Genomic DNA, 13,096 nt, shown 5'->3' with positions numbered 1-13,096 from the left:
CCAAGGATTGCCGGTGCGCCTGCGCGGCCCATCATCGGCCAGGCAGCTCCCTGGTAAAGGAGCTGCTGGCCGGCGATGGTGCGCAGCGTACTGCGTGGGTGTCAGACCGGCTCGGCCCACATGTCGTATTCGTCGGCGTCTACCACCCGGCAACGAACCTTGTCGCCTGGCTTGAAGCCATGGTCGCCATCGATGAACACGCTGCCGTCGATTTCCGGGGCATCGAAGAAGCTGCGGCCTACCGAACCTTGCGCCTCGACTTCGTCGATCAGCACTTCGATCTCCTTGCCGATGCGCAGTTGCAGGCGGGCAGCGCTGATGGCCTGCTGGTGGGCCATGAAACGGTCCCAACGGTCCTGCTTGATGTCGTCCGGTACTTCATCCAGGCCCAGGTCGTTGGCCGGGGCGCCTTCCACCGGCGAGTACTGGAAGCAGCCCACGCGGTCGAGCTGGGCTTCGGTCAGCCAGTCCAGCAGGTACTGGAAGTCTTCTTCGGTTTCGCCGGGGAAGCCGACGATGAAGGTCGAGCGGATCACCAGCTCGGGGCACTGTTCGCGCCACTGCTTGATGCGTGCCAGGGTACGGTCTTCGAAAGCCGGGCGCTTCATCGACTTGAGCACTTTCGGGCTGGCATGCTGGAACGGAATGTCCAGGTACGGCAGGATCTTGCCGGCCGCCATCAACGGGATCACATCGTCGACATTCGGGTAAGGGTACACGTAGTGCAGGCGCACCCAGGCACCCAGGCTGCTCAGTGCTTCGCACAGTTCAAGCATGCGGGTCTTGACCGGGCGGCCGTTCCAGAAGTCGGTCTTGTACTTGACGTCAACGCCATAGGCGCTGGTGTCCTGGGAAATCACCAGGATCTCCTTGACCCCGGCCTTCACCAGGCGCTCGGCCTCGCTCAGCACTTCGCCCACCGGGCGGCTGACCAGCTTGCCGCGCATCGACGGGATGATGCAGAAGCTGCAGCTGTGGTTGCAGCCTTCGGAAATTTTCAGGTAGGCGTAGTGGCGCGGGGTCAACTTGACCCCTTGTGGCGGTACCAGGTCGATCAGCGGGTTGTGGTCCTGGCGGGGTGGCACCACTTCGTGCACGGCGTTGACCACCTGCTCGTACTGTTGCGGGCCTGTGACCGACAGCACGCTTGGGTGCACGTCACGGATGTTGCCTTCTTCAACGCCCATGCAGCCGGTCACGATGACCTTGCCGTTTTCCTTGATCGCTTCGCCGATGACTTCCAGCGATTCGGCCTTGGCACTGTCGATGAAGCCGCAGGTGTTGACCACCACCACGTCGGCATCCTCGTAGGTGGGCACGACTTCATAGCCTTCCATGCGCAGCTGGGTCAGGATGCGCTCGGAATCGACCAGGGCTTTGGGGCAACCCAGGCTTACGAAACCTACCTTGGGGGTGGCGGGCGTGGTGGACATGACTAACCTCGGTATTGAATGCAGGTCGCCCGGCCGGAATAGGGGGCGATCTTGACGGGCGCTTTTGGCGCCTCTGATCAAAAAGTGCGCAATTCTAGCGAGCGCAGGGACGCTTGACCAGCAGAAATACGACGAACGCTGCGCTATGCTTCGCGCCGTTGCGCCAAGCTGCAGTGAGTGCTTGGTCGCAGAGTGAATACTGAAAGGCCGTAATGGCCGTCTGCGGGAGTGGTCGATGGTTCAGGCAAGCAGTCACGCTGAGGGCGGGCACGAGGGTAAGCAGGGTGCGACGCGGTCGCTGGGCCTGCTCGTGGCAGCGGTCGGGGTGGTTTATGGCGATATCGGCACCAGCCCGCTGTATACCCTGAAGGAAGTCTTTACCGGTGGTTATGGGGTGCCGGTCAACCATGACGGCGTACTGGGGATCCTGTCGCTGATCCTCTGGTCGCTGCTGTGGGTGGTGTCGTTCAAGTACGTGATGTTCATCCTGCGCGCCGACAACCAGGGCGAGGGCGGCACCATGGCCCTGACTGCGCTGGCGCGGCGGGCTACGGCGGCCTACCCGCGGCTGCGCACACTGATGGTGATCTGTGGCCTGATCGGCGCTTCGCTGTTCTATGGTGACAGCATGATCACCCCGGCGGTGTCGGTGCTGTCGGCGGTAGAGGGCATGGGCCTGGCCTTCGACGGTATCGACCACTGGGTGGTGCCGATTTCGCTGGTGGTGCTGGTGGCCCTGTTCCTGGTGCAGAAGCACGGTACCGAGAAGATCGGCAAGCTGTTCGGCCCGATCATGGTCACCTGGTTCGTGGTGCTCGGTGCACTGGGCGTGCACGGCATTTCGCAAAGCCCGGAAGTGCTCAAGGCCTTCAACCCCGGCTGGGCGGTCAACTTCTTCGTGGTGCACCCGGGGATGGGGGTGGCCATTCTGGGTGCGGTGGTGCTGGCGCTGACCGGTGCCGAGGCATTGTATGCCGACATGGGCCATTTTGGCCGCAAGCCTATCGCCCGTGCCTGGTTCATCCTGGTGCTGCCGGCGCTGGTGCTCAACTATTTTGGCCAGGGCGCGCTCCTGCTGCAGGATCCGGATGCGGCCCGTAACCCGTTCTACCTGCTGGCACCGGGCTGGGCGCTGTTGCCGTTGGTCGGCCTGGCCACCCTGGCCACGGTCATCGCCTCGCAGGCAGTGATTTCCGGGGCCTTCTCCTTGACCCGCCAGGCCATCCAGCTGGGTTATATCCCGCGCATGCAGATCCAGCACACCTCCAGCGACGAGCAAGGGCAGATCTATATCGGTGCGGTGAACTGGACCCTGATGGTGGGTGTGGTACTGCTGGTGATCGGTTTCGAGTCCTCCGGGGCGCTGGCGGCAGCCTACGGCGTTGCGGTAACCGGGACCATGCTGATGACCACGATCCTGGTGTCGGCGGTGATGCTGCTGCTGTGGAAGTGGCCGCCGCTGCTGGCGGTGCCGATTCTGGTCGGTTTCCTGCTGGTCGACGGGCTGTTCTTTGCCGCCAACGTGCCGAAAATTGTCCAGGGTGGCGCCTTCCCGGTGCTGGCTGGGGGCGTGCTGTACCTGCTGATGAGCACCTGGAAGCGTGGCAAGCAGATCCTGGTCGAGCGCATCGACGAAGGGGCATTGCCGCTGCCGTTGTTCATCAGCAGTATCCGCATTCAGCCACCGCACCGGGTCGAAGGCACGGCGGTGTTCCTGACCGCGCGTTCCGATGCCGTGCCGCATGCGCTACTGCACAACATGCTGCACAACCAGGTGCTGCATAGCCAGGTGGTGTTGTTGACGGTGGTCAGCGAGGACCGGCCGCGGGTGCCGGAGCACGAGCGCTTCGAAGTGGAAGCCTATGGTGACGGCTTCTTCCGCGTGCTGCTGCATTTTGGCTTCATGGACGAGCCGGACGTACCGGCGGCGTTGAAACTGTGCCATCTGGATGGCCTGGACTTCACCCCTATGCGCACCACGTACTTCCTCAGCCGTGAGACGGTGATCGCCTCACGGCTCGAGGGGATGTCGCGCTGGCGTGGCAACCTGTTCGCCTTCCTGCTGAAGAATGCCAACGGCAACCTGCGCTTCTTCAACCTGCCGCTGAACCGGGTGATCGAGCTGGGGACCCAGGTCGAGATCTGATTGGCAAGGGGCCGCAAAGCGGCCCCGATTTTTGTCAGTTCTGCTCAGCCACGCTTGCCTTGCCTTGGCGCGTCTCGATCTCACCAATCAAGCGCTTGGCCAGCGCCGGGTAGTTCTCGTCGAAGTGGTGGCCGCCGGGCAGCTTCATGCGCTCGCCAACAGCCGTGCCATCGGTGCAGCCGCTTTCGTCGGCTTCCTCGACGCCATACACACACACCACCTTGGAGGCAGGCAGCTTGGCCATTTCCGGCCCGGTTGGCGCTTCCTGGCCTTCCTTGCCCAGCCAGCCCTCGACTTCGATTTCGAAACTGCCACTGCGGGCAAAGGCCAGCAGCACCACGGCGTCGATACGCTGCTGGTCTTCGGCCGGCAGGCGGTTGTAGATCGCCGGCAGTACGTCGGCACCGAATGAATAGCCGGCAAGCACGAAGCGCTTGGTGCCCCATTTCTGGCGATAGTGCTGCATCAGTTCGGACAGGTCGGCAGCGCTTTGTTCGGGGGTTTTGTGCTGCCAGTAATAGCGCAGTGTGTCGATGCCCACCACCGGGTAGCCCAGCTTGGCCATTTCGCCAGCGACGTCGCGGTCCAGGTCGCGCCAGCCGCCATCGCCGGAAAGGAACAGGGTGACGGTATCGGTGGTTTGCCCGGCCGGCACCTCGACTACCGGGACTGGCAGCGCGTTGCCATCGTGGCCGAGCAAGGCCTGGGTCAGTTGCGCCTTGAGCACCTGCGGCAGGTGGATATCATAATCGCTGATGCTGGTTTCGGCATTGGCCTGGTCACGCACGAAGGCGGCGCTGGCGTCGTCCGGGTTGTCGTTCCAGGCCACGCTCCAGTGGCCATGCGCCGCCGATTTGGGCAACGGCGCCTGGCAGCCGGGCTGCTCAAGGGCAAAGCCTACGGAAATGGCGCGGGCCTTGTCATCGCTCTGCCCGGCCAGCCAGCGCCAGGCCTGGGCGGCACCAGGGCCGATACCGGCGACCACGTCGGGTTTTGCCGGCAATTGCTTCAGGGCCTGGTCCAGCGCCTGTTGCTGCTTGCTGCAATCGTTCGGTGGCAGGATCACCTGCACCAGCTGCGCTTCGCCAGCCTGGGCCAGGTCCAGCAGTTGCTTGTCGCTCAGCGCCTGGTCCTGAGGCACGCCGATGGCCACGCTGACTTTGGGGTGCACGCCTGGCGTCACCCGGGTAATGGGGGTGTCATTGATGCTCATTTGTTCCAGGTGCGCCTCTGGGGCAGGGCGCGTCCACAGCCAGAACGCCAGCCCGCCACCCAGGGCAGCCAGCAACAGGGGAACGAGCAGGTACAGCCAATAGCGTCGGGTCATCAACGTTTCACCAATCCAGTCAGGCCGCCAGCAATGAGGGCGGCAGTGTCGGCCAGTGCCACCAGCGGGTCGAGCCCGGCTGGCACGGCCATGTAGCGGGGTTCCCAGTCCGGTTGGAACTTGTCCTTGAAGCGCCGGAGCCCCTGGAAGTTGTAAAGCTGCTCACCACGGCGGAACACCAGTGAGCCCAGGCGCTGGGTCAATGGCGCGCCACGCCGTGGCTGCAGGCCGGAGAGCGGCACCATACCCAGGCTGAAGCGCCCGTAGTCACGGCTTTTATAGTGCAAGATCAAGCCGATCATCATGTACTCCATGGTCAGCTTGGGGGCCTCGGGGTGGGCGCGCATCAGGTCCAGGCTCGCCAGTTCGTGGCTGTGGGTTTCCAGCAGGTTGGCAAAGGCCACCGGGCGGCCCTGGAAGCGAATCAGGGCAATCCGGAAGTGCTGCAGGTAGTCCGGGCTGAAGCGTCCCAGCGAGAAGCCTTTCTCGCGTACGTTCTTGCCGCCTAGCCAGGCGTCGGAGATTTCCTTCAGTTCTGCCAGCGGTGCATGGCCAGGCTCGTGGATTTCCAGGCTCAGGCCATCGCGTCCGCCGCGGTTCCAGGTATAACGCAGGTCCTTCATTTCCTTGCCCTTGGCTTCGAGGTCGAAGCGGCGCAAGTCGACCCGGGCCTCTTCACCCAGTTTCAGCGCGGTCAAGCCAATGTCCATGTAGAACGGCAGGTTTTCCGCGCGTACCTGGTAGAACACCGGCCGCGCATGGTGCAGGTCGCACAGGTCGCGGAACTGCCAGATCATCTCGGCCCGTTCCTGGGCCGGGCCGATCGGGTCGTACAGTGCCACCAGGCTACGGCCGCGCCGGGCGTACATGAGGAAGGCATTGTCCCGTGGGTGGAACAGCAAGGCCTTGTCGCCGGTGAGTGCCAGGCCGCCGTCAGGCTGGTCGGAAGCCAGCAGAATGCGGTTGGCACGCTGCAGTTCTTCTTCGTCAGGCAAATGGATCACCGGTGGTGCGGTGCGCAGCAGCCAGGTCAGTGCCAGGGCCGCCAACAGCAAGGCGCTGCCCATGGCGGCGCGCAGGCCGCGGGGGGCGTCGGCGTCGAGGGTGAACTGCCACCACAGCTGATGGCTGTAGGGCACATCCTGGTAGGCGAACAGCAGCAGCCACACCGAGGCCCCGACAACACAGGCACTTGCAACCAGAAATACCGGCGAGAAGGGCAGCTCCATCAACCGGCTGGGGCGGTAGAACGAGCGCCGGAACACGGCGAGCAAGGTGGCAGTAAAGGTCAGCAGGCTGGCCTCTTCCCAGTCGAAGCCTTTGAGCAACGACAGCAGGGCACCGACCAGCAACAATACGATTGTCAGCATCCAGGCGGCCGACAGGCGCCGACGCAGGCCTTGGGCCAGCAGCAGGCACAGCACGCCGATCAGGCTGGCGCCGAAGTGCGATGCATCGATCAGCCGGTGTGGCACCAGAAAGCCCATGTGCTCCAGGCGCGTGTCGATTTCCGGGGTGGCGCCGGAGAACAGCAACACCACACCAGACAGGAACACCAGGATCGACAGGATAGGCGCAGCCAGGCCCGAGGCGGCCTTCATGGCCTGCTGGGCGAACAGCAGGCGCCGGGCTTCGTTGGCCAACAGCAACACGCAGGCCAGCAGCAGCGGCACCACTACGTAGATCAACCGGTACAGCAGCAATGCGGCAGCCAGCGGCGCCGCACCCAGCTGGTTGGCAAAGGCCGCCAGCAGGATCGCCTCGAACACCCCGACCCCGCCCGGTACATGGCTGAGCACACCTGCCGCCAAGGCCAGCAGATACACCAGCACGAACGCGCCGAACGGGGGCGCTTCGGGCAGCAGCAGGTACAGCACGGTAGCGGCAGCTGCCACATCCAGTGCAGTGATCAGCAGTTGCAGGGGAGTCAGGCGGGCATCCGGCAGGCGCAAGGTGCGGCGCCCCAGTTGTACCAGCAGGTTATTGGCCAGTGGCTGTTCGGCAAGGCGCCGACGGTACAAGCCGATGACCAGCAGGGCAGAGGCGACCAGCACCGCACTGGCGATGCCTGCCAGCAGGCCCTGGGCCAGGCCAAGTGCGCTGGATGCAGCCCGCAGATCGCTCAAGGTCGCCAGGGCGGCCAGGGGCGGAAGCGCGCAGCCCAGCGACAGGCTGGCAAAAACGGTCATGCGTGCGACCTCGCCAGCGCCCAGCCCATGGCGGGCGTACAAGCGGTAGCGCACCGAGCCGCCCGAGAGCATCGACAGGCCGATGGCGTTGCCGATGGCGAACGCACTGAAACCACCCAGCACCAGGGTAGGTGCCGGCAGCTTCACCCCGGCATAGCGGCTGGCCGACCACTCATAGCCCAGCAGGATCACGAAGCCGACCACCGTCGCGACAAAAGCGCCCAGCAGCGACTGCGCCGGCACACTGAGCATGGCGTCGTGCAAGGCGTAGATGTCCAGCTCGCTGAGCAAGTGGCGGCAAGCGATCAGGGCCATGGTGAACAGCAGCAGGGTCACCGCAAGGCCGATGGGCTGGCGGTAGCGGCTCAGGCGTTCGAGCAACGGCAGGCGCTGTACGGCACCTGGCAGCACCGTGGCGAGCGGTACCTGGGGTTCGGGGTTGTGCGTAGTCATGAATTGCCCCGGGCAAGCAGCGCGAGGTGGAGGAGAGGTGCGGCCAAGTGAAAGTCCCTTTGGAAAACGTATCCGGATATTACTCCGGACAACATGACTTGCAGTCGTCCGGCAGCGTTAAAGATAGTTCATCCTGAGGATGAGCCCTCAACACCGCAGGTTGGGTAGGTAGACCCGGTCATACGAGCGGCAGGAGACAAACGCAACAAACCCCGCGCTGCTGTTACACAGGCGGGGTTTGTTCTGACGAATATGGTTGCGGGAGCCGGATTTGAACCGACGACCTTCGGGTTATGAGCCCGACGAGCTACCAGGCTGCTCCATCCCGCGTCAGAGGTGCGCATTCTACAGTTTGCCGGTCTGGTGTCAAGTGTTTTCACGCTCTGGCTCGAGATCTTTTTCAAGCGCAAAGAAAAAGGCCACTGTGTTAACAGTGGCCTTATCTTGAATCTGGTTGCGGGAGCCGGATTTGAACCGACGACCTTCGGGTTATGAGCCCGACGAGCTACCAGGCTGCTCCATCCCGCGTCAGTGGGGCGAATTCTACAGTGTGCAGCGTGTGTGTCAAGCGCTACTTTTTGATTTACCGAGACTTTTTGGAAAATCGCTTTTTCATGGAAACAAAAAAGGCCCTCCTTTCGGTGGTCGGTGGTCGGCACATATCTGCGGCTCGACACCGCCCGACGTAGGAGCGGGTTCACCCGCGAAGGGGCCGGGCCTGTTGGCGTGATTTCCTGGGTATTCACCGTTGCAGCCACCACCGCATTCGCGGCTGAAGCCGCTCCTACATCGGGCGAGTTGAGCGGGGCTCTGGGGCGTGGGCTGGAAACAAAAAAGGCCCACCTTTCGGTGGTCGGCACATATCTGCGGCTCGACACCGCCCGACGTAGGAGCGGGTTCACCCGCGAAGGGGCCGGGCCTGCTGGCGTGATTTCCTGGGTATTCAACGTTGCAGCCACCACCGCATTCGCGGCTGAAGCCGCTCCTACATCGGGCGAGTTGAGCGGGCCTCTGGGGCGTGGGCTGGAAACAAAAAAGGCCCACCTTTCGGTGGTCGGCACATATCTGCGGCTCGACACCGCCCGACGTAGGAGCGGGTTCACCCGCGAAGGTGCCGGGCCTGCTGGCGTGATTTCCTGGGTATTCAACGTTGCAGCCATCACCGCATTCGCGGCTGAAGCCGCTCCTACATCAAGCGAGTTGAGCGGGGCTCTGGGGCGAGGGCAGGGCAAAGAAAAAGGCCACTGCGTGAACAGTGGCCTTTTCTCGAAACTGGTTGCGGGAGCCGGATTTGAACCGACGACCTTCGGGTTATGAGCCCGACGAGCTACCAGGCTGCTCCATCCCGCGCCTGTGAGATCGAATTCTACGGATTTGCGCGCTGGTGTCAAGCAATTGTTTTGAAAAAACCTTTTTTGTTCAAACCCTTAGCGCATCACACCTGCATGCGGCTCAGGCGCGGCGGGCCTTTCAGGCCGATTATCGCGTGGGCACGCGGGCCAGCTGTTGAACGGGCGGCCCCATGCGATACTATCTGTATGAATTTACAGTGCTGACGGTCATCCATGTCTTTGCGCAAGATCATCCACGTTGACTGCGATTGCTTCTATGCCGCGATCGAGATGCGTGACGACCCGCGCCTGGCCGGGCGGCCCATGGCAGTGGGCGGCTCGGCAGAGCGCCGTGGCGTGATCGCCACCTGTAATTATGAAGCGCGTGCCTACGGTGTGCGCTCGGCCATGGCATCGCGCCACGCGCTGAAACTGTGCCCGGACTTGTTGATCGTCAAGCCGCGTTTCGAGGCCTATCGCGAAGCCTCGCGGGAAATTCATGCCATCTTTCGAGACTACACCGAGCTGATCGAGCCCTTGTCGTTGGACGAGGCCTACCTGGATGTCAGCGACAGCCAATGGTATTCGGGCAGCGCCACCCGTATTGCCGAGGATATTCGCCGGCGAGTCGCGCGTACCCTGCATATCACCGTGTCGGCGGGGGTGGCGCCAAACAAGTTCCTGGCCAAGATCGCCAGCGACTGGCGCAAGCCCAACGGGCTGTTCGTGATTACCCCCGATGAGGTCGAGGCATTCGTTGCGGCCTTGCCAGTGGCCAGGCTGCACGGCGTGGGCAAAGTCACGGCAGACAAACTGACGCGCCTGGGTATCGAAACCTGCCTGCAACTGCGTGACTGGTCGCGTCTGGCGCTGGTGCGCGAGTTCGGTAGTTTCGGTGAGCGGTTGTGGGGGCTGGCGCGAGGTATTGACGAGCGTGCGGTGCACAACGATAGCCGGCGCCAGTCGGTCAGCGTGGAAAATACTTACGACACCGACCTGCCGGACCTGGCCAGTTGCCTGGCGCGTTTGCCGGAACTGTTGGAAAGCCTGAACGAACGCATCGCCCGCATGGACAGCAGTTACCGGCCAGAGAAACCCTTCGTCAAGGTCAAGTTCCATGACTTCAGCCAAACCACGCTGGAACAGGCCGGGGCGGGCAGGGACCTGGAAAGTTACCGGCAATTGCTGGGGCAGGCGTTCGCCCGCGGTGGCAAGCCGGTGCGTTTATTGGGGGTAGGGGTAAGGTTGCGCGATCTGCGCGGGGCGCATGAACAGCTGGAGCTGTTTGCGCCTATATAAAGAAGCGGCCTTGCGCCGCGGTGGTCGGCGCAGCAGCCCCGGCAATTCAAGCAGCAATGCCGAATGCCTGGGGCTGCTGCGCAGCCCATCGCGACGCGAGGCCGCTCCTACACGGTAATCGCGATAGAGGCCGGGTTATTGCGCCCCCGGGTCAGCCACCAATCGCCCGGTAGCCTTGGTCAGCGACTGCAGAAACTCCTGCTGCAGTTCCGGGTCGTTGCGGGTCAGCTCGATCAGGCTCTGTTCCATTTCGCTGGCTTCTTCTTCAAGGCCCAACTCGGACAGGCGCTTGACCCGGTGTACCCACTGGCTGACATCGTCATCTTCGAGGTCATCGAAGATCAGCTCATGGGCCTCATGCAGCTTGTTGCGCAGGGTGGCGCTGACCAGCAGGCTGGCGTCGCCACGGACCCCGTTGTCCTCGTCGAGCACTTGCAGGTGCAGGGTGCCGACGTGGTTGAGGTTCTGCTCCGAAAACGGGCTGTCCAGCAGGTTCAGGCGCAGCACGCCGCTACGGTCGGTGGTCAGCTCGTGAGTCATTTTGCCAGCCTTGACCTCGACCAAGCGTTCGCTCCACGGCATGCTGGTGGATTCTTCACGCTGGCCTTTCTGCACTTCGCTGATCCCGGCGAGGTTCTGCTGGGCGCGGCCATTGGACGCTACGTTCATGAACGGGTTGAGCCCGTCCACCCCATAGCTGAGCCAGTCGTGGGTCATGCTTTGCGGCAGGTTGCCCAAAGCGAAGACATTGACCACGTTGGCGCCAACCCCCGCCACAACGGCCACCGCACCCAGCGGGATCTCGTAGATCTCCCGCCAGGGCTGGTAAGGCGTGTAGCGATCATAGCGGCGGGTGACTTCGAATTCGGTCACTTCGAAACGCTTTTGCTCATGCACGCGCACACGCCGTTGCGGCAGCTCCATCACCTTCGGCTCGCCGACATCGATCTGCAGGGTGTGGGCGAGCAGTTTGCGCTCCACGCGCTCTTCATGGTCGCTGCGCTGGGACATCTGGTTGGCGCAGCCGCTGACGAGCAGTGCGCCGCACAGTGCGGCGCCCCCCCGGGTAAAGGTACTTCGCTTGAACATGATTACTCGTGCATTGGTTATCAGCGGCGAACGCGGGCCTGCAGGAAGGTCAGCACTTCATTGAGCGGCAACGGCTGGGCGTCCTGCTCGGTGCGGTGCTTGTACTCCAGGTTGCCTTCGGCCAGGCCGCGATCGCTGACCACGATGCGGTGCGGGATGCCGATCAGCTCCATATCGGCGAACTTGATGCCGGGGCTGGTCTTCTTGTCGCGGTCGTCCAGCAGTACTTCGTAGCCGGCGGCGGTCAGTTCGGCGTACAGCTTGTCGGTTGCCTCGCGAACCGCTTCGGTTTCGTAGCGCAGCGGTACCAGGGCAATCTGGAACGGGGCCAGGGCGTCGTTCCAGATGATGCCTTTGTCGTCGTAGCTCTGCTCGATGGCGGCTGCCACCACGCGCGATACACCGATGCCGTAGCAACCCATCGACAGCACGACCGGCTTGCCGTTCTCGCCCAGTACCTGGCACTTCAGCGCTTCGCTGTACTTGGTGCCCAGCTGGAAGATATGCCCGACTTCGATGCCACGCTTGATGATCAGGGTGCCTTGGCCGTCCGGGCTCGGGTCGCCTTCAACCACATTGCGCAGGTCGGCTACCTGTGGCACTGGCAGGTCGCGCTCCCAGTTCACGCCGAAATAGTGCTTGTCGTCGATGTTGGCACCAATACCGAAATCGCTCATCAGCGCCACCGAGCGGTCGATGATGCATTCCAGCGGCAGGTTCAGTGGGCCCAGCGAGCCGGCGCCGGCACCGATTGCCTCGCGCAGTTCGGCTTCGGTGGCCATTACCAGCGGGTCGGCAACCTGCTCCAGCTTGGTGGCCTTGATTTCGTTCAGCTCGTGGTCGCCACGAACGATCAGGGCCACCAGCTTGCCCTCTTCGGCGCCGCGCACGATCAGGGTCTTGACGGTTTTCTCGATCGGCAGGCCGAAGTTTTCCACCAACTGGGCGATGGTCTTGGCGTTTGGCGTGTCGACCAGGCGCAGCTCTTCGGTAGGCGCAGGGCGCACGGTTTCCCGTGGGATGGCCTCGGCCTTTTCGATGTTGGCGGCGTAGTCGGAGCTGTCGCTGAAAATCACGTCGTCTTCGCCAGACTCGGCCAGTACGTGGAATTCGTGCGAGTAGCTGCCGCCGATCGAGCCGGTGTCAGCCTGCACTGGGCGGAAGTCCAGGCCCAGGCGCGTGAATATGTTGCTGTAGGCCTGGTGCATGCGGTCATAGGTTTCCTGCAAGGAAGCCTGGTCGGCATGGAACGAGTAGGCGTCTTTCATGATGAACTCGCGGCCACGCATCAGGCCGAAGCGCGGGCGGATTTCATCGCGGAATTTGGTCTGGATCTGGTACATGTTGAGCGGCAGCTGTTTATAGCTGGACAGCTCGTTACGGGCCAGGTCGGTGATCACTTCTTCGTGGGTTGGGCCGACACAGAAGTCACGCTGATGGCGGTCTTTGAGGCGCAGCAGTTCCGGGCCGTATTGTTCCCAGCGGCCGGACTCCTGCCACAACTCGGCGGGCTGGATGCTTGGCATCAGCACTTCGAGGGCACCGGCGGCGTTCATTTCCTCACGCACCACGGCCTCGACCTTGCGCATTACCCGCAGGCCCATCGGCAGCCAGGTGTACAGGCCGGAGGCCAGTTTGCGGATCATGCCGGCACGCAGCATGAGCTGATGGCTGATGACCACTGCATCGGCAGGGGTTTCTTTCTGGGTGGCGAGCAAATATTGACTGGTGCGCATGGTTAGCCGTGTCGATTGCCTAAGACGTTGAAATAGCCCCGCATTGTACGGGGGTGAAACGAAGGCGTACAGGATGCCCCAGGGCGTGACGCT

General features: G+C 63.0%; 7 protein-coding genes and 3 tRNA genes. 2 read left to right on the top strand and 8 right to left on the bottom strand.

Annotated features, from left to right (window positions below; genetic code table 11):
- Window positions 1-101: 101 nt before the first annotated feature.
- Complete coding sequence (gene rimO / locus K4A76_RS17450) at window positions 102-1,433, bottom strand: 30S ribosomal protein S12 methylthiotransferase RimO (RefSeq protein ID WP_009682554.1); 1,332 nt, start codon at window positions 1,431-1,433, stop codon at window positions 102-104.
- Between the two features lie 235 nt (window positions 1,434-1,668).
- Between rimO and K4A76_RS17445 the strand changes: the two genes are divergently transcribed.
- Window positions 1,669-3,579, top strand: coding sequence for a potassium transporter Kup (locus K4A76_RS17445; protein ID WP_009682553.1), 1,911 nt, complete (start codon window positions 1,669-1,671; stop codon window positions 3,577-3,579).
- A gap of 34 nt (window positions 3,580-3,613) precedes the next feature.
- Here K4A76_RS17445 and K4A76_RS17440 read toward each other — a convergent pair whose 3' ends face one another.
- The 5 genes from K4A76_RS17440 to K4A76_RS17420 form a co-directional block, all read right to left on the bottom strand.
- A complete protein-coding gene (locus K4A76_RS17440; RefSeq protein ID WP_110679226.1) occupies window positions 3,614-4,906 on the bottom strand; it encodes a virulence factor family protein in 1,293 nt (430 codons plus the stop codon).
- A complete protein-coding gene (mprF, locus tag K4A76_RS17435) occupies window positions 4,906-7,548 on the bottom strand; it encodes a bifunctional lysylphosphatidylglycerol flippase/synthetase MprF (RefSeq protein WP_274410793.1) in 2,643 nt (880 codons plus the stop codon). Before mprF ends, K4A76_RS17440 begins: the two co-directional genes overlap by 1 nt.
- A gap of 253 nt (window positions 7,549-7,801) precedes the next feature.
- Window positions 7,802-7,878: transfer RNA gene (locus K4A76_RS17430), tRNA-Met, on the bottom strand.
- 121 nt (window positions 7,879-7,999) lie between these two features.
- Window positions 8,000-8,076 (bottom strand) — tRNA-Met (locus tag K4A76_RS17425).
- A 745-nt stretch (window positions 8,077-8,821) separates the two neighbouring features.
- Window positions 8,822-8,898: transfer RNA gene (locus K4A76_RS17420), tRNA-Met, on the bottom strand.
- 221 nt (window positions 8,899-9,119) lie between these two features.
- Here K4A76_RS17420 and dinB point away from each other — a divergent pair.
- Window positions 9,120-10,178, top strand: coding sequence for a DNA polymerase IV (gene dinB / locus K4A76_RS17415; protein WP_161892868.1), 1,059 nt, complete (start codon window positions 9,120-9,122; stop codon window positions 10,176-10,178).
- Between the two features lie 135 nt (window positions 10,179-10,313).
- On the opposite strand, the gene K4A76_RS17410 is transcribed toward dinB, so the two are convergent.
- Window positions 10,314-11,267 carry a hypothetical protein gene (locus K4A76_RS17410; protein ID WP_054911984.1) on the bottom strand — a complete coding sequence of 318 codons (954 nt, stop codon included), beginning with the start codon at window positions 11,265-11,267 and terminating at the stop codon, window positions 10,314-10,316.
- Between the two features lie 20 nt (window positions 11,268-11,287).
- Complete coding sequence (locus K4A76_RS17405) at window positions 11,288-13,003, bottom strand: proline--tRNA ligase (RefSeq protein WP_054911983.1); 1,716 nt, start codon at window positions 13,001-13,003, stop codon at window positions 11,288-11,290.
- Window positions 13,004-13,096 lie beyond the last annotated feature (93 nt).

Source organism: Pseudomonas sp. NEEL19, assembly GCF_028751975.1.
GTDB classification, from domain to species: domain Bacteria; phylum Pseudomonadota; class Gammaproteobacteria; order Pseudomonadales; family Pseudomonadaceae; genus Aquipseudomonas; species Aquipseudomonas juntendi.
This window is presented reverse-complemented; position numbering and strand designations above follow the sequence as displayed.

Bases quoted from the DNA above. Each gene is read 5' to 3' on its own strand.
- rimO (WP_009682554.1), bottom strand. From the start codon at position 1,433: ATGTCCACCACGCCCGCCACCCCCAAGGTAGGTTTCGTAAGCCTGGGT.
- K4A76_RS17445 (WP_009682553.1), top strand. From the start codon at position 1,669: ATGGTTCAGGCAAGCAGTCACGCTGAGGGCGGGCACGAGGGTAAGCAG.
- K4A76_RS17440 (WP_110679226.1), bottom strand. From the start codon at position 4,906: ATGACCCGACGCTATTGGCTGTACCTGCTCGTTCCCCTGTTGCTGGCT.
- mprF (WP_274410793.1), bottom strand. From the start codon at position 7,548: ATGACTACGCACAACCCCGAACCCCAGGTACCGCTCGCCACGGTGCTG.
- K4A76_RS17410 (WP_054911984.1), bottom strand. From the start codon at position 11,267: ATGTTCAAGCGAAGTACCTTTACCCGGGGGGGCGCCGCACTGTGCGGC.
- K4A76_RS17405 (WP_054911983.1), bottom strand. From the start codon at position 13,003: ATGCGCACCAGTCAATATTTGCTCGCCACCCAGAAAGAAACCCCTGCC.